Genomic DNA, 26,954 nt, shown 5'->3' on the forward strand with positions numbered 1-26,954 from the left:
TAATCGATAGAAACTTATAATTCGTGCGTGTCTCTAATAAAAAATAAAAAGGACGCTGGCAAACCACCAACGTCCTATGTAATCAAAAATGCTCTATAGCTTTGCTCTAAATCTTATATAAAATAAGCAAAATCACATCTTTTCTGGAGCAGAAACTCCAAGCAAATCAAGACCAGTTGCAATAACTGTGCGCACAGCAGCGTTAAGCTTTAAGCGAGCTGCAGCACGAGCTGGCTCTGGGCACTTTGCAATGCGCTGAGCTTCACGCTCGGCTTCTGGCAAACGATTTTCAGGGTCGGTTAACTCCATTGGCACAACGCGCTCAAGGTTGTACCACTTGTGATAGCTTGCAGCCAAATCCTCAAGGTAATGCGCAACTCTGTGAGGAGCGCGCAAATCGCCAGCTTGAGCCAAAGCAGCAGGCCATTGAGCCAAAGCAGCCAACACTTCGCCGTCAGCCTCGGTATTAAGCAAGCTTAAATCAGCACCATCTTGCGTAATTCCAGCGTCCGCAGCATTGCGAGCCACATTGCAGCTGCGTGCGTGAGCGTATTGCACGTAATACACAGGATTATCGTTGCTGTGAGAAGCAAGCAAATCCAAATCAATATCAACGCTCGTATTGTAATCTGTGCGAGCAAGCGAGTAGCGTGAAGCATCAACACCAATTGCATCAACTAAATCGTCAATCGTAATAACGTTTCCTGCGCGCTTGCTCATGCGTACAGGCTTGCCATCTTTCATAACGTTTACAAGCTGACCAATAAGAATCTGCATGTTTTCGCCTGGCTTGTCTCCAAAAGCCGCGCACATTGCCATCATTCTGCCAATATAGCCGTGATGATCCGCACCAAGCATGTAAATCGCTACGTCCGCAGGATTCTGTTCGCGATGGCGCTTGTTGCGATAGTACGCAATATCTGCAGCAAAGTAAGCGTAATTGCCGTCAGACTTAATAATTACGCGATCTTTGTCGTCGCCATGCTTAGTGGATTCGAACCAAGTTGCGCCATCTTTTTCAAAAATGTCTCCGCGAGAACGCAAATCTGCAATAGCACGCTCAACTTCGCCATCCTCGTACAGGCTGTTTTCGTGGAACCACACGTCGAAATCAACACGAAAATCGCGCATGGACTTACGGATTTCGGCAAACATCATTGGCACTGCGCGCTTGCGGAACTCTTCGCGCTGCTCGGAATCGCCTTCGCCAAGAGGCAAACCTTCCTCGTCTTTTCCAAGATCAATTCTTGGCAAAGAAAGAACATCAACGCCGTCTGCTTGCGCTTCTTTTATAACAGCGTCTGCGATTTCGTTAATATACGCGCCTTTGTAACCATCTGCAGGCGTTTCTTCGCCATGAGCTGCAGCAACTAAAGACTTTGCAAAACGGTTAATTTGCTCGCCATGATCGTTGAAGTAGTATTCACGCACAACTTTTGCGCCGTTCGCTTCCAAGACTCGAGCCATGGAATCACCAACTGCAGCCCAGCGAGTTCCACCAATGTGGATTGGACCAGTTGGGTTTGCGGAAACAAACTCAAGATTCAAAGTTTTGCCGCTTAAGTGCGTATTTTTGCCAAAATCAGCACCTTGCTTTAAGACCTCGTCTACGACTGCCGCTGCAGAAGCAGAATCAAGCGTTATGTTAATAAAGCCAGGACCTGCAACTTCTACAGACGCAATACCTTCCGCTTCTTGCAAACTCTCAGCAAAAAGCTCGGCTAAATCACTAGGCTTCATACCAGCTTTTTTAGCAAGCTGCATAGCAACATTCGTAGCCCAATCACCGTGTGCGCGATCCTTTGGTCGCATAACTGCAAGTTTTTCGGCAGCAGGAATCAAATCTTCTGTTAGACTGCCAGCTTTACCGCTTGCTACTAAATCTTTAGCAATTTTTTCAATTAATTCACTTAAGCTTTCTGGATTCATGGTTTACAGTCTAGCGTTACCGCGCGATGCTTCGCGATTACAATACACAAAAAGCGCTGGAGTCGAAGATTGACTTCCAGCGCTTTTGTTTTGCGATTAATTATTTTCGATTACTTGCAACTACTTACAGCTACTTCTTTTTTGCAGGAGCTTCGCCGAGTTCGCTTTGAGCAACAGAAACGTTTACGTTAGCTGCATCAGATTCCGCGGAATCAGATTCAGAATCAGAAGAATCTCCAGCAACTGCTGCCTTAACAGCGTTAAGATTTACTTCTCCAGTAACGCGTCCAGCTTCAGCAACGTCATCCAAAGTCTCCTCGACAGCCTTGTAAGCATTTTCTGCTACGTTCAAAGTCACTTGCAAAATAGGAGTCTTCATAGAAACTTTTGCTTCAGACTTAATCTTGCGCAAAGTAGCCAAAGCTTCACCCGCGTAAGCCAAAGTATCTGCAGAAACACCGTTTGCAGCAGCCTCATACGCCTTAGCGCATGGCCAGCTAGCGCGATGCACAGAGCCTTCGCCGTCATGCATCCAGCTCCACACTTCTTCAGTAGCGTAAGGCAAGTAAGGAGCAAGCAAGCGAGCCAAAGCATCGAGTGCAAGGCCAAGAGTTGTGCGAGCAGACTTTACAGCAGCTTCGCTTGGAGTGCGTCCAGTTGATTCTGCAGTACCGTAAGCGCGATTCTTTGCAAGCTCAATATAGTCGTCGCAGAACTCCCAGAAGAATGTTTCGATTGCTTCCAAAGCCTTGGAATGCTCGTAAGATTCAAGCGCATCAGTTGCGGTACGAATAACGGATGCGAGCTTTGCCATAACAGAGCGATCCAAAACTTCCGTAACGTCTGCAAAATCCCAATCCGCACTAGCAGACTCAAGAACCTGATGCTCATCATCTTCACGACCAATTGCGAGCGCAAACTTTGTAGCGTTCAAAAGCTTAATCGCTAAGCGTCGGCCAATCTTCATTTGGCCTTCGTCGTAAGTTGCATCCAAGCCAAGTTTTGCTGAAGTTGCCCAGTAGCGCACAGCATCAGCACCAAACTCTTCAATTGGCTTATTTGGCACAACCACGTTGCCTTTAGATTTAGACATCTTCTTATGGTCAGGATCAAGAATCCAGCCAGAAAGTGCAGCATGCTTCCAAGGCAAGCAGCCGTTTTCAAGATGTGCGCGATCAACAGTACTAAACAGCCAAGTACGAATAATATCCTGGCCTTGTGGACGCAAATCCATTGGGAAAGTAGCCTTAAACAGAGCTTGATTTTCCTCACCTGGCTCTTCCCAACGAGTCACAATTTGTGGAGTTAAGGAAGATGTAGCCCAAGTGTCCATAATGTCTTGCTCAGCAGTAAAGCCATTTGGCTGGTCTCGCTGCGATTCATCGAATCCTTCTGGAACGTCAATAGTTGGATCGATTGGCAAACGATCTTCGCTAGGCGTCAAAGGATGCTCGTAATCCACTTCCCCATTTTCGTTTACTGGATACCACAGTGGGAATGGCACACCGAAGAAGCGCTGGCGAGAGATAAGCCAGTCACCATTCAAACCGTGAACCCAATTCTCATAGCGCACGCGCATAAAGTCTGGGTGGAAGTTAAGTTCCTTGCCACGCTCAATAAGCTCAGCATTCAACTTTTCGTCTGTGCCACCATTCTTTAAATACCACTGGCGAGAAGTGACGATTTCCAAAGGCTTATCGCCCTTTTCGTAGAAGTTCGTCATACGCTTTGTTGGCTTTGGATCGCCTTCCATGTCTCCAGCTGCTTGCAAAGCTTCAACAATTTCCTTACGAGCAGAGAACGTGGTTTTGCCGGCAATTTTCTCGAACATTTCACGGCCGGATTCATCTGTAATCCAATCAGGAGTCGTCATAACGATGCGACCGTTACGCTGAATAATTGGTCGAGTTGGCAAATTCAAATCGCGCCACCACTCAACGTCTGTTACGTCACCAAAAGTACAGCACATTGCAATGCCAGCACCCTTGTCCATTTGAGCAGCAGAATGCGCCAAAATCGGAACCTTCACCTTAAACAGTGGCGAATAAACTTCCTGACCAAAGTACTTCTTGTAACGCTCATCTTCTGGATTTGCAATTAAAGAAGTGCATGCAGCAAGCAATTCTGGACGCGTAGTTTCAATATAAATTGGCGTACCATCTTCAAAACGGAACGCAATCTTATGGTAGAAACCAGGATATTCGCGTGATTCAAGCTCTGCTTGTGCAACTGCAGTCTGGAAAGTCACATCCCACAAACCAGGAGCATCCTTCTGATAAGCCTCTCCGCGAGCAAGATTGCGCAAGAATGCTTTTTGTGCAACTCGGCGAGGCTGCTCGCCAATAGTGTGATAAGTTTGCGACCAGTCTACAGAAAGCCCGAGTCTGCGCCATAATGCTTCAAAAAGCTTCTCATCTTGAGAAGTCAAACGCTCACAAAGCTCAATAAAGTTCTGTCGGCTTACAGGAACCTGATCTTTAGCTTCAATCTTCTTACCTTCAGTGCCTTCAAAAGGCGGCTTAAAATCAGGGTCATACTTCAACGAAGTATCCACTCGCACACCGTAATAATTTTGTACGCGGCGCTCTGTTGGCAAGCCGTTATCGTCCCAACCCATTGGGTAGAACACGTCAAAGCCTTGCATTCGCTTATATCGCGCAATGACATCCGTATGCGTGTAAGAGAATACGTGACCTACGTGCAAGTGGCCACTAACGGTTGGAGGTGGAGTATCGATAGAATATACGGCCTTACGGTCGCGAGAATTATGGAATGCGTAAGTTTTAGCTTCGTCCCAATTGCTACGCCACTTGTCTTCAAGACCATCAACGCCAACTTTGTTAGGAAGAGGCGTTAAATGTGCGTGCTTTACTGTGTTATTATCCTGTTCACTCATGAACTGAATATTAGAAACTCAGCGCGACAACGCAAATCTTACGCTTTTCTATTTCACCACTACGCTCTGCAATGGCAGAAGCTGATCCGTCATATTTTTCGTATAGCCGCTTACATTAGACTTTACAGCCATAATGCTCTTTCGAGCATATAACCAGTGAGCTGCAGCATTATTGCTTACTTCGCGCGCATATGCACGAGCATTTGCCTCATATTCGTTTGCATTCTTAGAATGAACCGCATCGGCCCAAGCTTGTTGAGCACGCGCGTCTTGCAAAACGAACGGAGAACCGCTTTCTGCAAACATGCCTTCATCTAAAGTACGATTGCTCGTAGTAAGCGCAAGATCATACTTACCTTCACTAATACGCTTACGCATAGTTTGTTGATCAACTTCTTCAAGATTGACCTTAAAACCGCTCACGGAACTAATCTGTTTTGAAAGCTCGCGCCCAACTCCACCTTCGCCCTGTGGAACAAGAAAATTAATAGTTCCTAAATAGTTTGCGCTAAAGTAATGGAACAAGGGAGCAGCTTTGCCTGGATTATAAGGATACAATCCATTTAAATCTTCATAACCAGTTGAAAGAGGATCAATAGGTCCTCCTACTGGAACACCACCATTGCCATCAGCTGCAAGTACAGTTTGCGCATTCAAAGCGTATCTCGCAGCTTTACGAGCCTGCTCATCGCAGAAAATCGATGAAACTGTTGTATTTATTGCAATAAATCGCACTCTTGTGCTCTGACCCTCTACCATTTGCGTATTAGCAACAGCAGCAAGACGCTTATTTTCGTTACCTTCAAGCGGAACTGCCATTTGAATATTGCCCTTTTCCATTGCCTCAGCTAGAGCAGTATCGCTATTGAAATATTGCAAAGTAATACTTGCACAAGAAGCAGGGGTTCCCCAATATTTATCGTTGCGAAGTAATACTAAAGAATTGCCTTTATTGTAGTCACTTACAGTGAAAGGACCTGTGCCAAGAGCAGCACTTGCATAGTCGATCATCGATTTTGTGTCATAGACAATGCCAACACGTCCAGCAAGACGACGTAAAAGTAACGCATCTGGATTATTAAGTGTAATTACTAAAGTGTAATCATCCGGATTATTAACAGTTTTAATATTTGTAAGTGCGCTATAACCAGGATAATTATTTGTGATGCCTTGTTTCAAAGATTGTAATACGGAAGTCGAAGTCATCTCACTACCGTTAGAGAAACGCACACCTTGACGCAAATTAAAACGATATGTTAAGCCGTCTTTCGAAATATCCCATGACTTCGCGAGATCTGGTTGCAAACTATTATCATCGCCACGTTTAACAAGAGTTTCGTAAACATTACCAATTAAAGCTTGCTGTAAAGCGTCACTGTCGTCGTTTCTAATATCAAGAGATTCAGGAGCAGTACGTAAACCAACTTTTAGCACTGAGTTACTAGCTGGATGCATTATTGCAGCAAAAGGCGAATGACCCTGGTATATTTGCCATCCACACCACAAAATGCCGCTCATTATTACAGACACAACTACAAACACAACCCATGGCATCCAGTCTGCATTAGTGCGAGCATGAGCTGACCTGGAAGTGCGATACGCATATTTGCCTGTTCTTGACATAACCTACAGTCTATATCAATATCTGAATTGGAAACAACACGCTTTAAATAATTGCCGACGGACATGTTGTATTTAAAGGGCATGAAACACATTTTGGATTCCGAGCAGTGCAAATTTTTCTGCCATGCAAAATAAGTCTATGAGAAAGATTAGTCCACTCTTTAGGAGCAAAATAAGCAGTTATTTCGCGCTCAATAGCAACAGGATTTGGACGATTCTGAACCTTACGCCAACCAAGACGACCTGTAACACGTATTACGTGAGTATCTACAGGAAACCCCGGTAATCCAAATGCGTTGCCAAGAACAACATTGGCAGTTTTACGACCAACACCCGGCAACGATATTAAATCTTCCATATTTGATGGCACTATACCAGAAAAATTATTAAGCAAACATGCAGATAATGAAATAATATTCTGTGCTTTTACTCTATAAAATCCGAGAGGGTAAATAATTGACTCAACTTGAGATACAGGAGCAGCAGCTAAGGAACTCGCGTTGGGAAAAATAGAAAAGAGTTCAGGCGTCACGATATTCACGCGCTTATCCGTAGTTTGCGCGCTTAATACAGTAGCGATTAGTAGCTCAAATGGATTTTTGAAATTTAATGCACACTTCGGCTCCGGTATTTCTTTGCACAATAAATCGTACTCTGCATAAATACGAGCTAATTTCGCTTGTTTTGATTCTCGCATATTAGAGCTTCGATAAATCATTATTGCGCAGACTGCTTATCTGCATCATTTTCAGAATCATCTTCAACACTGCTTTCGGAAATTTCGCTATTCTCATCAGACTCCGAAGGATCAAAGCGATAGCCAACATTACGCACTGTGCCAATTAGATGTTCATATTCAACACCAAGTTTTGCACGAAGCCTACGAATATGAACGTCTACAGTACGAGTGCCACCGTAGTAGTCGTAACCCCATACTTCTTGCAACAAATGAGCACGAGTAAACACCCTGCGCGGATGCTGCACAAAGTATTTCAGCAATTCAAATTCTTTATAAGCTAAATCAACAGGATGACCATGCAAACTCACTGTGTAGCTACGCATATCTACAACAAGATCTCCAGAACGCATAGTTCCATTGTCTGAATTGAAAGAATCATCAATTTCAGAGCCTTGCGAATGCACAAACAAATCATCAGAAGATCCGTGTTGCAAAGAAGCCAAACGCAAACGACCCTCTACTTCCGCCGGAGAAGCATTAGTAAGCACAACATCAGAAATGTTCCACGAAGGATTTACTACAGTAAAACCACCCTCAGTTATAACTAATATGACAGGAACCGTAATATTTGCAACACGCAGAGAAGAACACATTGATTTAGCGAGAGCTAAATCCTCACGCGCATCAAGCAAAAGAATGGTTTGTGCGGGCAGTTTTGCCAAACTTGACGTATCCAAAGAAAGTAAACGCACTTTATGAGATAACAAAGTAAGTGAAGGTAAAACTGAAGAAGGAGAAGCACACGAAGTCATCAATGTGATATCAGTCATATGATGCCTCCAACAAACAATTGATGTAGTAGCAAATTCAGCCTTTACAGGAATTGTAAACCATACTGCGAAAAATAGCGACAACTGCAACACTTGCATCTTCTAAAGATAAAAAATATCAACACAATAAAGCGCAGTGCAGGTTATAGGCTACATTAGTAAATAAACAAAGTAATTTGTTAATATTTTATGGACATATTACGCTTTATAAATATAAAACTTACAGCACTAGGGAGTGTGTATGAGCAATGAAACACGTATCTGCAATAATAAGATGCAGAAAAATGATAATTCTTGCGTAAATGTTCAAAAACATACCCGTATACCTAGCATGAACGCATTAGCGATGTTTGTAAGCCAAATTTTTGTTGTAGTACTTCTCGCAATTGCAGCAATATTGCCAATCGCAACAGCAAAAATAACACTTATATTATGCCTTATCATAATGCTTACATTTATAGCGTTGTGGCCACTGCACGGAAATGTAATTGACCGAGCTATTGCATTATGCGCAGGAATTGCTTCTACATGGTTTGCAACCGGAGTATTAAAGGGATGGCTACCAAAAAGCGTCATTATTGATAACGAAACTGTGTCGATGAGTAAGTTCATTGCTGCAATTCACCCTTACGAACGCTGGGCTGTATCTTTTGCTCTAATTCTTGTAGCAGCAACATTTGTAACATTCTTGAGGCAAATGCTGCGCGAGAATCGCACAAATTTAGTACGAAATCTTTCGCACACGCTTACTGCAAGTATTGCTTGTGCAGCACTTCCGGGTTGGCTATTTTTGCCGTCAATTATTAGCTTTATGCCATCGCTTCGCAATTTAGACGGTGGAATACTCGTTATAGTACTGTGCATATTTATGCTAATCGCGCTATCAGGACTTTCATATTTGTGGGTTCGCAACAATTATGAAGAATACGAAACTGGAATAGTTTCGCACGATATCGCCATTTCTATATTGCCAATAATGCTTTCAGGAATGCTCGTGTATATTGCAGGCCTTGGAATGCTAGTAGCTGCTTAAAATTATTTAAAAGCGTATGCAACGTTACATTTTAATTTACTTTTGAAAGCAGCACGCACTTACATAAAAACGTCGAAAAACACGGTATGTGTCTTCGACGTTTTATTTATTAGCTTTTAATCTTTATTGTTTTACTCATTAAAAGCGAAACTTATTTTTCGCTTTCTTCCAAGCGCTTGCGAGCTGCGACGATTTCCTTCTCAGCCTGCTCTACACCAGCCCAGAAGTCACCAGGAAGAACTTCCTTACCTGGCTCCAAAGCCTTGTACTGCTCGAAGAAGTGCTTGATTTCAGCTTTATGATACTCGTTCACGTCATCGATATCCTTGATGTCGTCAAAACGAACGTCTGCTGGAACGCACAAAACCTTGTCGTCTCCGCCAGCTTCATCAACCATGTGATACAAGCCAACGGCGCGGCACTCAACAACGCATCCTGGGAACACAGAATTTGGAATCATAACAAGAGCGTCAAGTGGATCGCCATCTTCGCCCAAAGTGCCATCAATATAACCGTAATCATCTGGATAACCCATAGCTGTGAAAAGGGTGCGATCCAAGAATACGCGACCAGTTTCGTGATCCACTTCATACTTGTTCTTAGAACCGCGTGGAATCTCTACCACAACGTTAAAAGTTTCTGCCATATTGGCTCCTTTGATAACTTTAATAACAATTCATATAACTGTTCTATCTCACTTTAGCGCGCACCGACGAACGACAGCAATAGAGCATATAAAACAAAATTTTGTTAACAAATTTCGTTAAATGATAAACGTTTTGTATCACTTACAGAAGTAGCATAAAATCACATATTTCTAGCACATCCTAGGCATAGCAACAAGACACGCTTTAAGCTATAAAAGTGTCTTAATACACAGTTACTATTGCTACGTTTTACACACGATATGTTGCATACATACCAGTATGGTTACCGAAGCGTAGGCAAGATGACAAAAAAGAGATGCGTGAACACTTCCACTGCTTCACAAGCAGATCAATCCTTCAAAACAAAGAAGGTTCCTGCAGAAAAAAATGCTAGTAAAACGACCTCAACTAATCTTTCAGCAAACGCAAATAATACCGTAGAAAAAACTATTCATAGCGCAAAAGCTGAAAATAAACAATCATCTACTTTACCTACAAATACTGTTTCGAAGCGAAATAAAGCAATAGACGGTTTAAGAGCTTTAGCAATTATTGGTATTGTATGCTTTCATATGCGTCCAAGCCTTCTTATGGGAGGATTCCTTGGAGTAACACTATTTTTGGTATTGGCAGGATATTTTTGTACGAGATCAGTTCTGCGCTATTTAAACGCAGATGAAAACGCAAAAAATACAAAAAATATCGGAGATAATAATAAAAATACTCAAGGAATCAAGCATTACTGGGAGTATTTACTAAAGCGCGTAAAAAGAATTTGGCCGTCAACACTTGGAATTATCGCTATAACAGCACCAATTATGTGGCTTTTTTCGCCAAGTCTACTACCAAAGTTACAAGCGGATGCTCTTTCAGGCTCCGGATTCTTTAGCAATATAATGTATGTTGCCCGTAAACTTTCATATTTTGAACAGTCCGGACTACCTTCTCCTATCAAACATCTTTGGTATCTCGGACTTTTAATGCAGGCTTTTGTTATATGGCCTATTATCCTTGCTGCACTTATTAAATTCGTGCGTAGCAAGCTAATACGCATGTATATCACAGCAGGCTTAGCCATACTTTCTTCTATTCTTACTTTTACTTTTGCCTACTTATTTAACAATTACACAACTCCAGCTCGCGTCTACTATTCTCTAGATACGAGAGCATCAGAATTCTTAATGGGTGCAATGCTAGCAATGTACGGTGCTTGGTTTGTCAAACATTCATTCCACGCGTGGCTTATTCATGCATTACATTTGCTAATGGGCAAAAAGAACATATCGGTCAGCTTAGCTTCATCAGTTAAGTTAGACAGTAGTGTAGATAATTCAGCACTAACGAAAAAATCAGATAAATCCTGCGCAAATAAAGAAAAAGAGTTTATTGAAGATGGAATACCTGCTGACTTGCGTAAAGGATTACAAATTGATTTATCAGATAATGGCGTAACTCCAGATATACAAGAACTTCCAAATAACGCATTCAATAAGCCAAAAACTGTTTTTTATAATCCACTTCGTGCATGGCAGCGATCTTGCGTTGGGTTATTGGCAACAATTGTGTTGTGCTACTGCTTCGTGTATGCAGAAGGCACATCTTCAGTATTTGTTTTTGGCGGATACACAATAACAGCAGCCGCTTGCACACTAATACTATGGTCTTGCACGCAAACTGATAATATTTGCTCAAGAATATTTGCATGGACTCCACTCGCCTATATCGGCAGACGCTCTTTTGCAATTTATTTAGTTCACTTCCCTGTTCTTGAATTATTCAACCCAGCAAATAGAACAACTGCTATTTCTACAGGAGAGCAAATCTTGCAAGCACTAGTAATAGTTGCACTTGCAGAATGCTTGTATCAGTTATTTGAAAAGCCAATAAAAGATCAACAATTATTTAAGCTTATTCGCTCTGTCTCACTAACTTTGTGCTGCATAATTATTGTGTCGTTAATTATCTTGCCAGTAAATTGGCAGGATATAGCCAAGCATAGGTCAATGCAGCTTCGCCCAGAATTGACAGCACAAGTAGAGCAATCTTCATCGTCAAATAAAAAACCTACTGCTTTTGACAAAACTAATTCTAAGCAAGAAACAAAAGAAAAAGCAGTTCCAAAAGGTGTGCAAAAGAATGTAGTAAAACAGTCTCTTCCACCTACACCATCGAAGTATCGTATTCTCTTCCCTATTGCAGAAAAAGTTCCACGAAATCTTGTTACTACTCATACGCGGATCGACAAACGACGCAATACTTGTTCCGTAAACTTAACTATGGTTGGAGATTCCATTACTGAAGGCGCTAAACCATATTTGATGCAAGTTATGCCTAACGCTTATATAGATGGAAAAGTGAGTAGACAAATTTTCCACGGAGCTGATGAATACGAGAAAGATATTTCGGCAAAACACGCTGGAGATGTGGTGATTTTCGCTCTTGGAACCAACGGTCCTCCTCATGACGATAGCGTGCTTCAACACATGGTTGATGTCGCAAAAGGTAGACCTGTTTATTTCGTTACCACACGAGTTCCGCAACCTTGGCAGGATGCAACGAACGATAGCTTACGCAAGTTCGCAGCAACTCATCATAATGTTGGCATTATAGACTGGCATGGTTTGAGTAATGGTCACTCGGAATATTTGACTGACGATGGAGTTCACTTAACTCCAATTGGCGGTCCACAATACGCGAAGATGATTCGTTTAGCTGTATGCGGCGGCTGAAAATTAGAGTTATAACGCGCTAAAACTTTTTAATACTGTTATTAAGCATAATAAATTGTGTTTTGCGTGGTGAAAATAGCTACGAAATATTACGATAGTATCTATGACTGAGTTGAGGACACTACGTGATTTGCAAGACGCTGGGGAAAGCGTATCTACTTGGACGAATCCTTTGCGCGATCCACGTGATTTGCGTTTAGCTCGCATTGCGGGTCCGTGCAGCCTAGTAATTTTTGGCATTACTGGCGATTTAGCACGCAAAAAACTTATGCCAGCAGTATATGATTTAGCTAATCGCGGGCTTTTGCCTCCAGGATTTGGTTTAACTGGTTTTGCGAGACGCGATTGGACGGATGAACATTTCGTAAACTTTGTGCGCGAAAATATTGAGCAGCATTGCAGAACGCCATTTCGTGAGTCAACTTGGATTAATCTCGCTAAAGGCATACGTTTCGTACGCGGCACCTTTGACGATGCGTCCGCGTTTGAGCGTTTAAGCAAAACAGTGAACGAACTTGATCGAGACAGAGGTACTCGCGGAAATCACGCTTTTTACATGTCTATTCCGCCTTCCAGCTTCCCAGTTGTTGCCCAACAGCTTGCAGCATCAGGTCTTTCGCACTCTTCTGAGCATGCTTGGCGACGCGTAATTATTGAAAAGCCTTTTGGCCACGATTTAGCGAGCGCACGAGAATTGGATCGCGTCGTTTCTGAAGTTTTTGATCCTAATTCTGTGTTCCGAATTGACCATTATTTAGGCAAGGAAACTGTGCAAAATTTGCTGGCTTTCCGCTTTGCTAACGCAATGTATGAGCCGATTTGGAACGCAAATTACGTCGATCACGTGCAAATTACGATGGCTGAAGATATTGGCATTGGCGGAAGAGCCGGATACTACGACGGAATCGGTGCTGCACGTGACGTGATTCAGAACCATTTGCTTCAACTTATGGCGCTTACTGCTATGGAAGAGCCTGTAAGTTTCCGCGCTAGCGATTTGACTGCTGAAAAAACGAAAGTTCTATCCGCAATCCGACTACCTCAAGACTTGGCTGCCAATACTGCTCGAGGACAGTATGCAGCAGGATGGCAAGGCTCTTACAAAGCTGTTGGATACTTGGAAGAGCAAGGAATCGACCCTAAAAGCACTACTGAAACGTACGCTGCAGTGCGACTTGACGTTGATACTCGCCGTTGGGCTGGAGTTCCGTTCTACTTGCGAACCGGAAAACGTTTAGGCAAGCGCGTTACGGAAATTGCTGTTATTTTTAAGCGTGCTCCGCATTTGCCGTTTGAGTCTACTGCAGTTCGAGAGCTTGGTAGCAATGCTATTGTGATTCGAGTGCAACCAGACGAGGGCGTTACTATGCGCTTTGGTGCGAAAGTCCCTGGCGGAACTGCTATGGAAGTTCGAGACGTTTCTATGGACTTTAGTTACGGACGCTCTTTTACTGAAAGTTCCCCTGAAGCTTACGAGCGCTTGATTCTTGACGTACTTCTTGGCGAACCACCGCTATTCCCAACTACGCAAGAAGTAGATTTAAGTTGGAAAATTCTTGACCCTATTGAGGAATTCTGGAGTTCGCTTGGCACACAACCGCAACCATATCGCGCTGGAACATGGGGTCCAGCAGAAGCTGATGCTATGCTTGCTCGAGATAATCGCCATTGGAGGCTGCCATGATTATCAACCTTCCTGATACTAATACAAGCAAAATTGCAGCAAAAATCGACGAATTGCACGAAGAGCGCGGCGAATCTGCTACTGGTCGAGTGCTCACTTTGCTTATTGATACAACTCTTAAAGAGTTAGAGCATGCACTTGATGCAGCAAACACAGCTAGCCGCGAGCATCCTTGCCGAGTTATTGCAATGGTTCGAGATTGGTCTAGCGAGCACGCTGCTGAGCGCGGTGAGGTTGTGCCGAATCTCGATGCTCAAGTACGTTTTGGGGCAGATGCTGGAGCTGGCGAAATTATTATTTTGTATCCGCACAACGGTTTAGTTCGTCATCCGGATACGCTTGTCATTCCACTACTTGTGCCAGATGCACCGGTTGTTGCATGGTGGCCAACAAACGCTCCGGAAGATCCTGCTCACGATTTGCTTGGAGCTATGGCAAGTAGCAGAATTACTGACGCACAGCGAGCAGACGATACTCTTAAAACTGTGCAAAACTTGCGTAAAAACTGGTCTCCGCAAGATGCAGATTTGTCTTGGACGCGTTTAACTCCTTGGCGCGCGTTACTTGCTTCTATGCTCGATCAACCTCCACATTTGCCTATTCTTAGCGCGAAGGTTGTGGGTCCTACTCATTACGTATCTCTGCATTTACTAGCAGCTTGGATTAAGAGTAGCTTGCACGTTCCTGTAGAAATAGTTGAAAATCCTGAAGCTCAAGCTATTACTTCCGTAACTTTAGAACGCAAGGATGGCACATTGTCACTCACTCGCCCTGCTGGCGGAGATCAAGCTTTGATTAGCCTGCCTGGACAGGCTGCACAACCTATTGCGCTTCCTATTCGCACTCTGGATGATTGCTTAAGCGAAGAATTGCGACGCATTGATCCTGACGAAATTTATGCGCAGCTGGTGCGAGATAATCCTTCAGAAAATGCGTGAAACATTACGTGAAACAATTCGTGAAATATTTTTAATTGCATAAAAGGAACAACTATGACAAATAATGAAGTTACTTTTGCACATAACGCAAGTATTTACGGATACGATAATCGCGATGTGCTTGCAGCCGTTGCAGCCCAACGTCTAGTAACGCTTATTATGGAATCACAGAATGATGTGCAAAATCTCAATAAACCATTTCATTTATTACTTACTGGTGGCACAGATTCAATACGCATGTTCCAAATGCTTGCTAATAACCCGCTTTTACCAGCAATTAATTGGAATTTAGTGCATATTTGGTGGGCAGATGAGCGTTTCGTAGCTTATGATAGCGAGGATCGCAATGCGCGCAAGGCTCGCGAAATGTTTCTTAACTTACTTACTTCTAACAAAGCTTTGACAGAATCTCATATTCACGAAATGCCTGCAGATGAGCGTAATGCGGAGGAAATTGTAGCAGCCAGCGACGCTGAAAATGACGCTATTTTAGACGCTGCAGCGCGCGACTATGAGGAAGAAATCGTGAGCATACTTGGCAAAGAGCCAGTGTTTGATCTAGCAATTCTTGGCATGGGGCCGGATGCGCATATGGCTTCACTTTTCCCAGGATTACCGCAGGTTAATAATCGCGATCGCATTGTTGTTGGAGTAAATCACTCCCCTAAACTTCCGCCAATGCGATTGTCTCTTACAGTTCCTGTGCTGGCTCACAGCCACCGCACTTGGTTCTTGACTGCCGGAGTAGAAAAAGGCGCTGCTTTAATGAATGTACTTTCTGGTGATAATAATCCAGAATATCCTGCGTCTTTTGCAAACGGAACTGACGAAATCTCTTGGCTAACCACCGCGGAAACTTTGCAAGCTGCTATTAAGTAACTTGTATAGCTTTCTAGCAACATGCATAATACTCAGAACAATAAATAACAGACCTCTGCATAATAATGCAAAGGTCTGTTATCTCTAAATATTATTTGTTTTAATCTTGCTTTACTTCTGGGCGATTAGGCTCTGCCCACAAAGTGTGGAATACGCCTGGCTCGTCAATGCGACCGTAAGTGTGAGCGCCGAAGAAATCACGCTGAGCCTGAATAAGCGAAGCTGGCAAACGCTTGGAACGCAATCCATCGTAGTATGCAAGCAAGCTAGAGAATGCTGGCACAGGAACCCCGTGCTCAACTGCACGCGCAATAACACGACGCCAAGCAGCCTGCGACTTTTCAATAGCATCCTTAAAGTACGGTGCAAAAAGCAAAGAAACGCTCGCTTCACCGGACTCAAAAGCCTCAGAAACGCGGTTCAAGAACTGAGCGCGAATAATGCATCCACCACGCCAAATGCGAGCAACCGCAGCCTGGTCAATCTTCCAATCATGCTCAATTGCAGCAGCAGCAATCTCGTCGAATCCCTGAGCATAAGAAACAATCTTAGAAGCGTACAAAGCTTGGCGAATATCCTCAATAAACGCCTTACGCTCAGCATCGTTCAAATCAAAATGCACATCCGGACCAGTCAAACCTTGGCTTTCAGCAGCTTCTCGCAAAGCAACCTGGCTGGAAAGTCCGCGAGCAAACACGGCTTCAGCAATACCGGTAACTGGTATTCCGAGAGAAAGCGCAGACTGTACAGTCCAAGTACCAGTGCCCTTCATGCCAGCGTGATCCACCATCATCTCAACCAAAGGCTTACCAGTTTTAGCATCCTTCTGGCGAAGCACATCAGCCGTAATCTCAATCAAATAAGAATCAAGTTCGCCCTTATTCCACTCGCTAAACACGTCTGCAATTTCGTCGGATTTCATGCCCAAGCCGCGAAGCATTAAATCGTAGCTTTCGGCAATAAGCTGCATATCCGAGTACTCGATGCCATTGTGAACCATCTTCACAAAATGACCAGCGCCGTCAGTACCAATATGTGTTACGCAAGGCTCACCTTCAGCAACAGCAGCAATAGACTTCAAAATAGGACCAAGAGTCTTCCAAGATTCCTCAGTGCCACCAGGCATCATCGAAGGACCACGCAAAGCACCTTCTTCGCCGCCAGAAACACCGCAACCAACGTAATGAAGACCACGCGCGCGAATGTCACGCTCTCTGCGAATCGTATCTTCAAAATAAGAGTTTCCGCCGTCGACGATAATATCTCCAGGCTCCATAGCATTTGCAAGTTCTTCAATCACAGCATCAGTAGGAGCACCAGCTTTTACCATAATTATTGCGGTGCGCGGACGCTTTAGAGAAGCCACAAATTCTTCAACAGTTTTTGAAGGCACAAAAGCACCTTCACTGCCATGCTCATTCATTAAAGTTTCAGTGCGCGAATAATGACGATTATAAACAGCTACTGTATTTCCATGATGCGCAAGATTACGCGCTAAATTCGAACCCATGGCAGCCAAACCAACAACACCAATATTTGCCTGAGCTTGAGTCATAATGACACCTCTTATCTTGTACTTGTTTTGTTATTTGCACGCATGCTTTGCGCACCCAAGCAATCTGCATTATCTACAAAATGCACAACTTTTTATTTTGCGTTACGCCCCTTCAAGAAACGCACTTAATAATTTTATAGGCGGATATGCACAAGGCTTAACAATATGCAAGTTAAGTAGTTCCAAATATAAATTCTGTGAAATAGATTACATTTTTAATCGTTAAAACTAAGCTCATATTCACTTCATAAAACACGACACGCTTACAAACACGCTATTTTTAGCTATTTTAAATAATAACTATATATAGTGTTTACACAGTCGACACACCACTATAAATAGTGCTTATTCAGAGTAAGCTAACTACTTGGCTTTTGTCGATACAACACGGAATTGCAAAATTCCCCCATCACCAGAGGAGATTGAAATGACTATCACAGTGTTTACTAAACCTCATTGCCCACAGTGTGATGCAACTAAGCGACAGTTCACAAAACTTGGCGTGAACTTTGAAACAGTAGACTTGTCAAAAAGCCCTGAATCACTCGAACAGTTAAGAAATGCCGGATACCGTCAAGCTCCAGTAGTCATTGCTCCCGACGCATCCTGGAGTGGGTACCGTCCAGATCTAATTGCGCAAATTGCGGATAAACTCGGAACTTCCGCAGAGGCAGCAAAAGAAGCATAAGAAATGTGTGAGCAAGAAAATATAACACAACAAAGCGAGCCTGAATCGCGCGCACAAGGCGAATCAATCGGAGCTGTAGTCTACTTTTCCTCAGTTTCCGAAAACACGTTAAGATTTGTGCAAAATTGCGATTTTCCAAGCAATAACGTAAACGTGTACCGCATACCACTTCGCCCTAAAGAGCCGGAATTAAACGTGCGCGAACCGTACGTTTTGATTGTTCCAACTTACGGCGGTGGAAATATTGCGAAAGCAATACCAATGCAAGTTCGCAAATTCTTAAATAATCGCGAAAATCGTTCGTTTATTCGCGGGGTAATTTCTTCCGGAAATACAAATTTTGGAGAAGCATATTGCGCTGCAGGCGGTCAAATTGCAGGAAAGTGCAAAATCCCAAATATGTACTCGTTTGAACTCACGGGAACTGCAGAAGATATAGAAAAAGTAGCGCATGGGATACCGAGATTTTTAAAACAACTCAAAGAAACAGAACAAACGAAATAAACGAAATAAGTAAAAGAAACAAAACAAACAGCGTTTGAAAAACAAAAATAACGCATGAAGAAAGGAACAAACCCCATGAATAGCACAGATCCGATGAACGAATCTACTTCGCTTAATCTTGATCACACTGATTCTGCAAGCACAACTGCCAGCACAACAGCAGAGCGCATTCGCAACAGCCGCGACTACCACGTTCTTAACGCTATGCTCGGTCTTTTTGACCCAGAAAAAGGCATTCAGTTTGATAAAGATCAGGAAGCAGAAAAGCTTTACGTTTCGGATTACGTGCAAGAACACAGCATGAAGTTTGCTTCAACTCGCGAACGCTTGAACTATTTGATTGACAACTATTACTACAACGGCAACGTGTTCAACAAATACAGCGATGAGTTTCTCGATAAATTCTACGAGCATGCAGAAGCCGCTCACCACACTTTTGGCACATTCTTAGGTGCTTTTAAGTTCTACACTTCTTACGCTTTAAAGACTTTCGACGGCAAACAGTATTTGGAAAACTTCGCTCAACGCGCAGCTGCAGTCGCTTTGGAACTCGCAGACGGCGACGAAAAAGCAGCGCTCAACTATTTGGACGAAATGCTTGCAGGTCGCTTCCAGCCAGCCACTCCAACGTTCTTGAATCTTGGTAAAGCTCAGCGCGGAGAGGCTGTGAGCTGCTTCCTCGTGCGTTTGGAAGATAATATGGAGTCTATTGCGCGCGGAATTAATTCTGCTTTGCAACTTTCTAAACGAGGCGGCGGCGTGGCTCTTTTGCTTACGAATTTGCGCGAGCTTGGCGCTCCTATTAAGCGCATCGAAAATCAGTCGAGTGGCGTTGTACCTGTTATGAAGCTTTTGGAAGATTCATTCTCTTACGCTAATCAGCTTGGCGCTCGTCAGGGCGCTGGTGCTGTGTATATTAGCGCTCACCACCCAGATATTATGCGTTTCCTCGACACTAAGCGCGAGAACGCGGACGAGAAGATTCGTATTAAGTCGCTTTCTTTAGGCGTTGTTATTCCAGATATTACTTTTGAGCTTGCTAAGCGCAAAGAAAAGATGGCTTTGTTTAGCCCTTACGATGTTGAGCGCGAATATGGCAAGCCTTTTGCAGACATTTCTGTTACTGAACATTACGACGAGATGGTTGCAAATCCTCGCATTCACAAGAAGTACATCGACGCTCGCGAATTCTTTATGACACTTGCGGAAATTCAGTTTGAGTCTGGCTACCCTTACATTTTGTTTGAGGATACTGTGAATCGCACAAATCCTATTAAGGGTCGCATTACTATGAGCAACTTGTGCTCCGAGATTTTGCAAACTCAGGAAGCAAGCACTTATAACGCTGACTTATCTTATAGTCACGTTGGCCGCGACATTTCTTGCAATCTCGGCTCTCTTAATATTGCTAAGGCAATGGATGGTGACTTGGGTGCAAGCGTTGATTTGGCGGTACGTGCGCTCACTTCTGTTTCTGAGCATACTTCGATTGATTCTGTACCTTCGATTCGTCGCGGAAACGCAGAAGGTCACGCTATTGGCTTGGGTCAAATGAATTTGCACGGTTTCCTTGCTCGCGAGCACATGCAGTACGGAAGCGAGGAAGCTCTTGACTTTACAGACATGTACTTTATGACTGTTGCTTACCACGCTTATAAGGCTTCTCACGCTTTGGCTGTAGAGCGCGGACACGCTTTTGCAAGCTTTAAAACGAGTGCCTACGCTAAGCCTGCAGGAAAAGGCAACTATTTCGATAAATACACTGATGGAAGTCGTTCTCTTGAGCCTCGCACTCAAGCGGTTCGCGATTTGTTTGCTCGTTTCAATGTTGCGATTCCAAGTGTTTCAGACTGGGAGCAACTGCGCGACGAGATTTTGCGCGACGGCATTTACAACGAGTATTTGCAGGCTGTTCCTCCAACTGGCTCAATCTCTTACATCAACCATTCCACGAGTTCAATCCACCCAATTGCTTCTCGCATTGAGATTCGTAAAGAGGGCAAAGTTGGTCGCGTCTACTACCCTGCAGCATACATGACGAACGACAATATGCAGTACTTTAAGGATGCTTACGAGATTGGCTGGAAGGCAATTATTGATACTTACGCTGAAGCAACTCAGCATGTGGATCAGGGATTGTCGCTTACTTTGTTCTTCCCAGACACTACGACTACTCGCGATTTGAATAAGGCTCAGATTTACGCATGGCGCAAGGGCATTAAGACTCTTTACTACATTCGTATTCGCCAGAAAGCTTTGGAAGGTACGGAAATTGAAGGTTGCGTAAGCTGCACACTATAAGTAGTAGTGATAAAAATTTTAGCTACGTAGATATTTCCAAATTAAATAAAAAAACTTAAAAATTTTGTAAAACGTAAACACAAGATCAGGAGTAATTATGACAGAACTCGATACAACTGCGCTCGATCCAACAGCATTGCGCAGTAGCCTCGATAAGCCTTTCGGCACAAATCGCGTAATCGCAGATGACGCTATGATGGCAGCTTCTATCACACCATCTCAGTACCGCTACCATCACGGATCGCGTGTACGCCCAGTTAATTGGAATAATATTGTTGACGACAAGGATTTGGACGTTTGGAATCGTCTTATTGCTAACTTCTGGCTTCCTGAAAAAGTGCCGCTGAGCAACGATATTCCTTCTTGGCGTTCCCTCACCGATCTTGAACGCAAGACCACTACTCGCGTTTTTACGGGCTTGACTTTGCTTGATACTAGCCAGGCAACTATTGGCGAGCTTTGCCAGATTGAGCACGCTCGCACTGAGCACGAGCAGGCTATTTACACGAATATTGCTTTTATGCAGTCGATTCACGCGCGCTCCTACTCCTCTATTTTCTCTACTCTTTGCTCTAGCGAGGAAATTGACGAAGCTTACCGTTGGGCTGTTGGCAACGATGTTTTGCAGCAGCGCGTCACCACTGTGCTTTGCGAGTACGAGAGCGAAGATCCGCTTAAACGCAAGATTGCTGCAACTATGCTTTCTTCACTTCTTCTTTACGCGGGATTCTACCTTCCGCTTTATTTTGCTTCTCGCGGAAAGATGATGAACACTGCCGATATGATTCGTTTGATTTTGCGCGATAAGGCGATTCACGGCTATTATTCTGGTTACAAGTTCCAGCGCGGTTTGGAGCTTAGAAGCGAGAACGATAAGAAGAATCTTGAAAAGTTCACTATGAACTTGCTCGATACTTTGTACGATTTGGAAGTTGAGTATTCTGGTCAGATTTACGAAGGATTTGACTTCCACGATGACGTTTTTGACTTCGTTCGTTATAACGCTAACAAGGCTTTGATGAATCTTGGCTATCCTGCTAAGTACAGCGAAGAAGAAACTCACGTAAGCCCAGAAATTCTCGCAGCTCTATCTCCTGCTGCCGACGAAAATCACGACTTCTTCTCCGGCTCTGGCTCCAGCTACATCATGGGAAAGTCTGTTGAAACCGACGACGACGATTGGGACTTCTAGTCGCATAATTGATTGTTTATTTGATTAACTGACTGTTCGATTGGTTAACTAATTAATTTAATTAGTTAACCAATTTAATTTATCTAAGTCAATTATTGAACCAAAATATCGTATACATAAAAACTGAAAAATTAGAAAGTAACATGAGCCCCCTCAGCCTTTATGGTACACTATGGAAAAGAAACTGGTTTTGTTAATCCCTTTATGCAAAAATCAGCAGTGACTATCAATTCATCCTCCGTTTAAACTAAGCGTTTTGGGCTGAACTGAGCAGGCGCTCAAGTTTGGAATCCAAATTGATAAGGATGCCTAGCAGTTGTTAGTCACATCTATACGAAGAAAGAAGGTCAGTTATGGGGAAAATGACTTATAAAAAAGTACTTTGTGTTGTAGTGCTATTCAGTTCGCTGGTGGGGCTAGCGGCCTGCGGTAGCTCCAAAGCAAACAATTCAGCGTCTACGAAAATAACCCATCAGTCAACTAAAAAACATTCAAAATCAATCAAAAAACCTTCAGAAAAGAACGTTCCTGAGGCTTTTGTGAAAGGCGAAAAAGGAACTTTTGAAGCACTAGGTGAAACTAAACCCGTTATTTGGGACGCTTATCCTGATAAGTTGGCCTACGTGAAAGATGCTTTTTATCATTGGACACTTCAAGACGACTGGTTCCAAGTCATTACTGGTCACTACATGGTCGTCGACCGTTTAAATACTTCAGGAATGTTATTAAAGAAACTTCAAAAGGGCACACCAGTTAAATTAAACGGCAAAGACTATAAAGTGGCAGATTATAAAGACTTTGAAGGAGGAGGCAGCGCGGATAAATTGTTAAGCCAGTTCAAAGGATATGTTGAGCAATTCCCTAAATCTGCTTACTTTATTCAAACCTGTCTTGATGCCAGAACTTATGGCGGACAACGTTTAGTAGTTCTTGACGTAGCAAAATAGTAAATGGTTTAGCCACAAAATTTAGGCTATTTGCCAAATTTTGTTGTTTTGAAAATATTGCCTGTTAATCAATATCGTTGATGAACAGGCAATATTTTTTAACTGATTACGCGACTGTATCGTATAACTTTAATTGCACAGTCGCTATGTTATACGCGTTATCGTGGTTAATTTACGCTATCTGTCCTCTTCAAGACCAGCAGTGAATTTTTCTGCTAAGATGTGAAAGCCTTCTAAATATTCTCCATAACCATCGGCAATAATCGCATCGTCATGAACTACAAACTTATTATTTTCTAACACTACATACTTGGTAAAGAATTGCTCAAGCTCTGCAGCCAATTTATCAAAATCTTCTTCAGAAAGCTCATCGTCATCGTCACTAGTATTTGCTGCAGCAGATGGATTCCAATTTTTTACTCCAAAATCTTGACTCATGATATTCCTTCTTCTTAATGTAATCTATGAATATTGCATATTAGCATCCTAGACAGCAACCAAAAAGTTACTGATAAATAAAAAACAACTAAATAGGATTAAAATCTACCGTAATATAACTTAGAAAATATGAAATAGAAGATTAGCGAAGTGCTGTGTGCATTTCGCTAATCTTTATGAAATAAATTGTTCAATAACGATCATCAGGTATGAAGGCACGTGCAAAAGCAACAATAAGTGTAAAAACAAATGTTTCAATCCACCTATTTGGAGATGAAATGTAAGCAATTGTATTGCCACTAAATATTGCAAAAATTCCAAGCAAGCCAATAAATGTCAACGGCATATAAGTAGCTTCTCGTTTGATAAGTCGCTTAAAATAAGCCAAAATTTGCTTTTTCATAATGATTCACCTACCCCACTGGTCACGACATTGCCATGCGCAATACCCAATTGAAATGCAATACCAACAGAACCACCGAGTTTCTTTAACACTGTCTTTGCTAAGCGCTTCACCGCATAATTCCTTTCCTTAAAACGTTATTTTGCTGTACAAATAAATTGTGCAATGGCTCTCAGTGTAATAAAAAAATACTGTCATGTAATCAGCTGTAACTATATTTAGTGACACAGTAAAATTGGCAATACTTGTGATTGTTATTTTTGGGCTCAGTAGAAATTTTTATGCTGCAAAAATCAACCCAAACACATCCGTTATCGTGTCAGTTTTTGTTAGATTTGCAATTTTTGCCACGATAACTCCATAAATATGTCTTTATTTAAGAATGGTTCCAAAACGGAAATGTTCTTAAATGTTGATTGTTGAGAACATACAAACTGCTAATCGTAAAAGTTTTAAAAAGTTTTCTAAAAACGCTATCGTTAAAAATAAGTACGCCTATTTGTGTAGATAAAATTTGAACGTTAGTATGTTGGTAATTTACAAAACAAGAATCACAAGGAGGTGCTTATTATGACCAATCCTTTGCGCGGTATACGAGAAGAAGATATCGTCAAGTACTTTAAAGATCACAATCTTTCAGTTGATAAGACGTATGTATTTACCATGAAATACGACCCTTGGTGGAAAGATTTACTCAAACTATTTTTGTTACCTAAATTATTCTATGTAGCGCAAAGTGTTGATGCGCGTATTGTTGCTGCCACTAATAATGAGTTTATTGTTGTTAATCCGAATACCATTTTAGGCTCGGGTAATCTAGCTAAATTAGACGATAAGCATCTTCATCGCATTCCGTGGAATCAACTCACTAATTTTGAAGTTATAAATAAGCCAACAACTCAAATAATTCGCTTTACTGCGAATGGTAAAACCGAAGAATGGAGTGTGCCAACGGAAAGTGCTAGCGTATGGCACTTTAATGTGTACAATCTTGATAATTTGAGAAAAACAATACAATCGCACATCTCTTGATAAGCGGATTCCAAAACAAGATACCATATATTGTATGAACACTACTTACGCAATTGTTGATAATGACACGCTTGTATTGCGATATATGCAACTTCTTCTGAAAAGTCGTTTGCCTGAAAACTTTGTTTGTGCATGGATGTGTTTTTCTGCAAAACAAGCTATTCATCGTTGCGTTACAGAAAATACTCCTGACATACTTTTAGTAGATATGTCAATGAGAGAAATGAGTGGTGTTGATGTAATTAAGGCAATTCGCGAGCGCAATAGCAATATTGTTTTGATTGGCATTACTTCCTACATGCTGGATGAATACGTATTGCAAGTTGCTAAGTCGGGTGGTCAAGCGCTAGTACATAAAGACAATTTAGCAGACATAGTTGCAGCTATTCAATCGCGCACAACAAGCTACGGTTGCCCAGAATTGCCACAATATATTGACTATTTTCACACTCCGCAAGAATCATTCAATATGATTTCTCAACTTCCGAAGACTTCAGTTTTGTCTCCTCAAGAATCGGAAATTATGCGCTTGTGCAAACAGGGATCTTCTACGAAAGAGATTGCAGATCAGCTTAATGTGAAAGTTTCAACAGTCAACACGCACTTACGGCGTATTTATGGAAAACTTCAAGTTAAAAGTCGTATGCAAGCGCTCGCTGCGCTCGCAAAATATTCGCATGACATATAACGTGTAAGAAATTAACATGTAAAAGTAGGTAGTTATGAAATTATTAACGCGTATGATCAATTTTTTGCCGCATGATGCCTGGCAGAAAATTGGAATTGGCGCAATCATAAGTTGTACTTTGATTCTTGAAATTTGTTCCTATAATAATCTTCATTACTACTCTAATTGGCATGCAATTACGGTTGAAATAGTATGGATTGTAATCTGCTTATGTATTGCAATATGGCCTCGTAAAGCATCTTTTATTGTGCTTATTTGGATGCCGTTGGTAATTATTGCGCCAAATATCAACTACTCATCTATGATGCTTACCATATTGATTTGTTTAGCAATAGCTGTAATTACTCAACCTTGGTACACTGTGCTTTCTTCTTGCGGAGTTTCTTCATGGTTCTTTATTATCTGCGATTTTCAAAACGCTTATGTGTTAGCGTGGTGGCTTCTTATCACTCTTATTTCTAGCGCAATCGTAAAATACTATATTTCCACTATTCACCAACAGCAGGAACAGTTATTTGCACAGCGTTACAACGTTTTTCAAAAATATGCCACTATTGCAGCAATTCGCATGCACGATGAAGTAACTAATGAGCTTTCCAGCATTATGATGATGGCTCAACAATCTATTGAACCTCAAACAACTCATGAACAAGAGCATGAAAATTCGCGAGAGATTCTTCAACGTGCTACTACAACTGTTCATAGAGCACGTAATATTATTTCTCTTCTTGACAATGCTGCAACTGCAGGCACTGGCGATGTTATGCAATCGACTACATGTTATAAAGATTTTTGCACAGGCTTACGTGTTTTATTTGACGGTGAACAAAAGTCATTTGAAAAGCTTGGCTATATTGGTTCCATTGATTTGAGTAGTGATTTAGCTACTGAAAATTCGAGATCAGCACATTTGCCTTTTGAAGAATGTGCTCAGATTGAGTATATTTGCCGAGAACTGCTTGCGAATGTAAAAAAGCATGCTGCAAAACCTAAAGAATACGCCATGAATGTAATGCTTAATGACCATGAATGTCATATTACGTGTATAAATAGTGCGCAACGAGGCGTTCTTGCTAACTTGCAATTAGGATATGGACTGCGTTTTCATAAGATGCTTGCGGAACGAGTTGGCGGAACTTTTAAAGTTATTGAAGATGGCGATTCGTGGATTATTAATGTACATGTTCCACTTCATGTAGAGAAATAGTCATTGTGCTTTCTTGCGCTTTAATCGAGTATTTGGACACGTTTTAATCGAGTATTTGGACGAAGCTTTGCACAGAAGATGCAAGTAAGCGGTTAATTTGCAATGCAGAATGCTGTTTCGTTGCTATGTCAT

General features: G+C 42.3%; 22 protein-coding genes. 13 read left to right on the plus strand and 9 right to left on the minus strand.

Annotated features, from left to right (window positions below; genetic code table 11):
• Positions 1-132: 132 nt before the first annotated feature.
• The 5 genes from argS to HXT29_RS04830 all read right to left on the minus strand — a co-directional run bounded on the left by argS (position 133) and on the right by HXT29_RS04830 (position 7,957).
• The gene (gene argS / locus HXT29_RS04810) at positions 133-1,929 is read right to left on the minus strand and encodes an arginine--tRNA ligase (protein ID WP_004105648.1); all 1,797 of its coding nucleotides are present in this window, start codon (positions 1,927-1,929) and stop codon (positions 133-135) included.
• 130 nt (positions 1,930-2,059) lie between these two features.
• On the minus strand, positions 2,060-4,825 hold the full coding sequence (valS, locus tag HXT29_RS04815) for a valine--tRNA ligase (protein WP_116971206.1): 2,766 nt from the start codon (positions 4,823-4,825) through the stop codon (positions 2,060-2,062).
• Positions 4,826-4,873: 48 nt separating this feature from the next.
• On the minus strand, positions 4,874-6,379 hold the full coding sequence (locus HXT29_RS04820; RefSeq protein ID WP_422118468.1) for an ABC transporter substrate-binding protein: 1,506 nt from the start codon (positions 6,377-6,379) through the stop codon (positions 4,874-4,876).
• Positions 6,380-6,491: 112 nt separating this feature from the next.
• Positions 6,492-7,145: an endonuclease III gene (gene nth / locus HXT29_RS04825; RefSeq protein WP_032835362.1), complete on the minus strand. Its 654-nt coding sequence runs from the start codon at positions 7,143-7,145 to the stop codon at positions 6,492-6,494.
• 20 nt (positions 7,146-7,165) lie between these two features.
• On the minus strand, positions 7,166-7,957 hold the full coding sequence (locus HXT29_RS04830) for a response regulator transcription factor (protein ID WP_032835323.1): 792 nt from the start codon (positions 7,955-7,957) through the stop codon (positions 7,166-7,168).
• A gap of 241 nt (positions 7,958-8,198) precedes the next feature.
• On the opposite strand from HXT29_RS04830, the gene HXT29_RS04835 reads away from it, so the two are divergent.
• On the plus strand, positions 8,199-8,990 hold the full coding sequence (locus tag HXT29_RS04835; RefSeq protein ID WP_004574144.1) for a hypothetical protein: 792 nt from the start codon (positions 8,199-8,201) through the stop codon (positions 8,988-8,990).
• Positions 8,991-9,141: 151 nt separating this feature from the next.
• Here the strand turns inward: HXT29_RS04835 and HXT29_RS04840 are convergent, their stop codons facing one another.
• Positions 9,142-9,636, minus strand: coding sequence for an inorganic diphosphatase (locus tag HXT29_RS04840; protein WP_004105658.1), 495 nt, complete (start codon positions 9,634-9,636; stop codon positions 9,142-9,144).
• Between the two features lie 321 nt (positions 9,637-9,957).
• Here HXT29_RS04840 and HXT29_RS04845 point away from each other — a divergent pair, with 321 nt between their 5' ends.
• The 4 genes from HXT29_RS04845 (at position 9,958) to pgl (ending at position 15,867) form a co-directional block, all read left to right on the plus strand.
• Positions 9,958-12,366 carry an acyltransferase family protein gene (locus HXT29_RS04845; RefSeq protein WP_112928861.1) on the plus strand — a complete coding sequence of 803 codons (2,409 nt, stop codon included), beginning with the start codon at positions 9,958-9,960 and terminating at the stop codon, positions 12,364-12,366.
• Between the two features lie 103 nt (positions 12,367-12,469).
• A complete protein-coding gene (gene zwf / locus HXT29_RS04850; protein WP_004105660.1) occupies positions 12,470-14,050 on the plus strand; it encodes a glucose-6-phosphate dehydrogenase in 1,581 nt (526 codons plus the stop codon).
• Complete coding sequence (locus tag HXT29_RS04855; protein WP_004105661.1) at positions 14,047-14,988, plus strand: glucose-6-phosphate dehydrogenase assembly protein OpcA; 942 nt, start codon at positions 14,047-14,049, stop codon at positions 14,986-14,988. Before zwf ends, HXT29_RS04855 begins: the two co-directional genes overlap by 4 nt.
• A gap of 54 nt (positions 14,989-15,042) precedes the next feature.
• Entirely contained in the window at positions 15,043-15,867 is an 825-nt protein-coding gene (gene pgl / locus HXT29_RS04860; protein ID WP_004574148.1) for a 6-phosphogluconolactonase, read from the plus strand.
• A gap of 100 nt (positions 15,868-15,967) precedes the next feature.
• On the opposite strand, the gene gndA is transcribed toward pgl, so the two are convergent.
• Positions 15,968-17,422, minus strand: coding sequence for an NADP-dependent phosphogluconate dehydrogenase (gene gndA / locus HXT29_RS04865; protein ID WP_004574149.1), 1,455 nt, complete (start codon positions 17,420-17,422; stop codon positions 15,968-15,970).
• Between the two features lie 427 nt (positions 17,423-17,849).
• Between gndA and nrdH the strand changes: the two genes are divergently transcribed.
• The 5 genes from nrdH to HXT29_RS04890 all read left to right on the plus strand — a co-directional run bounded on the left by nrdH (position 17,850) and on the right by HXT29_RS04890 (position 23,054).
• The gene (nrdH, locus tag HXT29_RS04870; RefSeq protein ID WP_004574150.1) at positions 17,850-18,110 is read left to right on the plus strand and encodes a glutaredoxin-like protein NrdH; all 261 of its coding nucleotides are present in this window, start codon (positions 17,850-17,852) and stop codon (positions 18,108-18,110) included.
• Between the two features lie 3 nt (positions 18,111-18,113).
• The gene (gene nrdI / locus HXT29_RS04875; protein WP_064621463.1) at positions 18,114-18,614 is read left to right on the plus strand and encodes a class Ib ribonucleoside-diphosphate reductase assembly flavoprotein NrdI; all 501 of its coding nucleotides are present in this window, start codon (positions 18,114-18,116) and stop codon (positions 18,612-18,614) included.
• 75 nt (positions 18,615-18,689) lie between these two features.
• The gene (gene nrdE, locus HXT29_RS04880) at positions 18,690-20,915 is read left to right on the plus strand and encodes a class 1b ribonucleoside-diphosphate reductase subunit alpha (RefSeq protein ID WP_415705783.1); all 2,226 of its coding nucleotides are present in this window, start codon (positions 18,690-18,692) and stop codon (positions 20,913-20,915) included.
• Positions 20,916-21,012: 97 nt separating this feature from the next.
• Entirely contained in the window at positions 21,013-22,107 is a 1,095-nt protein-coding gene (nrdF, locus tag HXT29_RS04885; protein ID WP_004105670.1) for a class 1b ribonucleoside-diphosphate reductase subunit beta, read from the plus strand.
• Positions 22,108-22,460: 353 nt separating this feature from the next.
• A complete protein-coding gene (locus HXT29_RS04890; RefSeq protein ID WP_004105672.1) occupies positions 22,461-23,054 on the plus strand; it encodes a hypothetical protein in 594 nt (197 codons plus the stop codon).
• Between the two features lie 177 nt (positions 23,055-23,231).
• Here the strand turns inward: HXT29_RS04890 and HXT29_RS04895 are convergent, their stop codons facing one another.
• Together HXT29_RS04895 and HXT29_RS04900 are read right to left on the minus strand one after the other, a co-directional pair.
• A complete protein-coding gene (locus tag HXT29_RS04895; RefSeq protein WP_004105674.1) occupies positions 23,232-23,492 on the minus strand; it encodes a hypothetical protein in 261 nt (86 codons plus the stop codon).
• A 190-nt stretch (positions 23,493-23,682) separates the two neighbouring features.
• A complete protein-coding gene (locus tag HXT29_RS04900; protein WP_004105675.1) occupies positions 23,683-23,895 on the minus strand; it encodes a hypothetical protein in 213 nt (70 codons plus the stop codon).
• Between the two features lie 570 nt (positions 23,896-24,465).
• Here HXT29_RS04900 and HXT29_RS04905 point away from each other — a divergent pair.
• From HXT29_RS04905 to HXT29_RS04915, 3 genes are read left to right on the plus strand one after another with little or no spacing between them, the layout of a single operon-like run.
• Positions 24,466-24,927: a hypothetical protein gene (locus HXT29_RS04905; RefSeq protein ID WP_004574152.1), complete on the plus strand. Its 462-nt coding sequence runs from the start codon at positions 24,466-24,468 to the stop codon at positions 24,925-24,927.
• A 34-nt stretch (positions 24,928-24,961) separates the two neighbouring features.
• The gene (locus tag HXT29_RS04910) at positions 24,962-25,615 is read left to right on the plus strand and encodes a LuxR C-terminal-related transcriptional regulator (RefSeq protein ID WP_415705781.1); all 654 of its coding nucleotides are present in this window, start codon (positions 24,962-24,964) and stop codon (positions 25,613-25,615) included.
• A 34-nt stretch (positions 25,616-25,649) separates the two neighbouring features.
• Positions 25,650-26,822 (plus strand): exodeoxyribonuclease V, encoded by a 1,173-nt coding sequence (locus HXT29_RS04915; protein WP_101885855.1) that lies wholly within the window; start codon positions 25,650-25,652, stop codon positions 26,820-26,822.
• Positions 26,823-26,954 lie beyond the last annotated feature (132 nt).

It is taken from the genome of Gardnerella sp. DNF00550, assembly GCF_049262685.1.
GTDB classification, from domain to species: domain Bacteria; phylum Actinomycetota; class Actinomycetes; order Actinomycetales; family Bifidobacteriaceae; genus Bifidobacterium; species Bifidobacterium leopoldii.

What these genes read in the sequence shown, in the direction of transcription:
- argS (WP_004105648.1), bottom strand. Translation starts at nt 1,929, where the DNA reads ATGAATCCAGAAAGCTTAAGTGAATTAATTGAAAAAATTGCTAAAGAT.
- valS (WP_116971206.1), bottom strand. Translation starts at nt 4,825, where the DNA reads ATGAGTGAACAGGATAATAACACAGTAAAGCACGCACATTTAACGCCT.
- HXT29_RS04820 (WP_422118468.1), bottom strand. Translation starts at nt 6,379, where the DNA reads ATGCCATGGGTTGTGTTTGTAGTTGTGTCTGTAATAATGAGCGGCATT.
- nth (WP_032835362.1), bottom strand. Translation starts at nt 7,145, where the DNA reads ATGCGAGAATCAAAACAAGCGAAATTAGCTCGTATTTATGCAGAGTAC.
- HXT29_RS04830 (WP_032835323.1), bottom strand. Translation starts at nt 7,957, where the DNA reads ATGACTGATATCACATTGATGACTTCGTGTGCTTCTCCTTCTTCAGTT.
- HXT29_RS04835 (WP_004574144.1), top strand. Translation starts at nt 8,199, where the DNA reads ATGAGCAATGAAACACGTATCTGCAATAATAAGATGCAGAAAAATGAT.
- HXT29_RS04840 (WP_004105658.1), bottom strand. Translation starts at nt 9,636, where the DNA reads ATGGCAGAAACTTTTAACGTTGTGGTAGAGATTCCACGCGGTTCTAAG.
- zwf (WP_004105660.1), top strand. Translation starts at nt 12,470, where the DNA reads ATGACTGAGTTGAGGACACTACGTGATTTGCAAGACGCTGGGGAAAGC.
- HXT29_RS04855 (WP_004105661.1), top strand. Translation starts at nt 14,047, where the DNA reads ATGATTATCAACCTTCCTGATACTAATACAAGCAAAATTGCAGCAAAA.
- pgl (WP_004574148.1), top strand. Translation starts at nt 15,043, where the DNA reads ATGACAAATAATGAAGTTACTTTTGCACATAACGCAAGTATTTACGGA.
- gndA (WP_004574149.1), bottom strand. Translation starts at nt 17,422, where the DNA reads ATGACTCAAGCTCAGGCAAATATTGGTGTTGTTGGTTTGGCTGCCATG.
- nrdH (WP_004574150.1), top strand. Translation starts at nt 17,850, where the DNA reads ATGACTATCACAGTGTTTACTAAACCTCATTGCCCACAGTGTGATGCA.
- nrdI (WP_064621463.1), top strand. Translation starts at nt 18,114, where the DNA reads ATGTGTGAGCAAGAAAATATAACACAACAAAGCGAGCCTGAATCGCGC.
- nrdE (WP_415705783.1), top strand. Translation starts at nt 18,690, where the DNA reads ATGAATAGCACAGATCCGATGAACGAATCTACTTCGCTTAATCTTGAT.
- nrdF (WP_004105670.1), top strand. Translation starts at nt 21,013, where the DNA reads ATGACAGAACTCGATACAACTGCGCTCGATCCAACAGCATTGCGCAGT.
- HXT29_RS04890 (WP_004105672.1), top strand. Translation starts at nt 22,461, where the DNA reads ATGGGGAAAATGACTTATAAAAAAGTACTTTGTGTTGTAGTGCTATTC.
- HXT29_RS04895 (WP_004105674.1), bottom strand. Translation starts at nt 23,492, where the DNA reads ATGAGTCAAGATTTTGGAGTAAAAAATTGGAATCCATCTGCTGCAGCA.
- HXT29_RS04900 (WP_004105675.1), bottom strand. Translation starts at nt 23,895, where the DNA reads ATGAAAAAGCAAATTTTGGCTTATTTTAAGCGACTTATCAAACGAGAA.
- HXT29_RS04905 (WP_004574152.1), top strand. Translation starts at nt 24,466, where the DNA reads ATGACCAATCCTTTGCGCGGTATACGAGAAGAAGATATCGTCAAGTAC.
- HXT29_RS04910 (WP_415705781.1), top strand. Translation starts at nt 24,962, where the DNA reads ATGAACACTACTTACGCAATTGTTGATAATGACACGCTTGTATTGCGA.
- HXT29_RS04915 (WP_101885855.1), top strand. Translation starts at nt 25,650, where the DNA reads ATGAAATTATTAACGCGTATGATCAATTTTTTGCCGCATGATGCCTGG.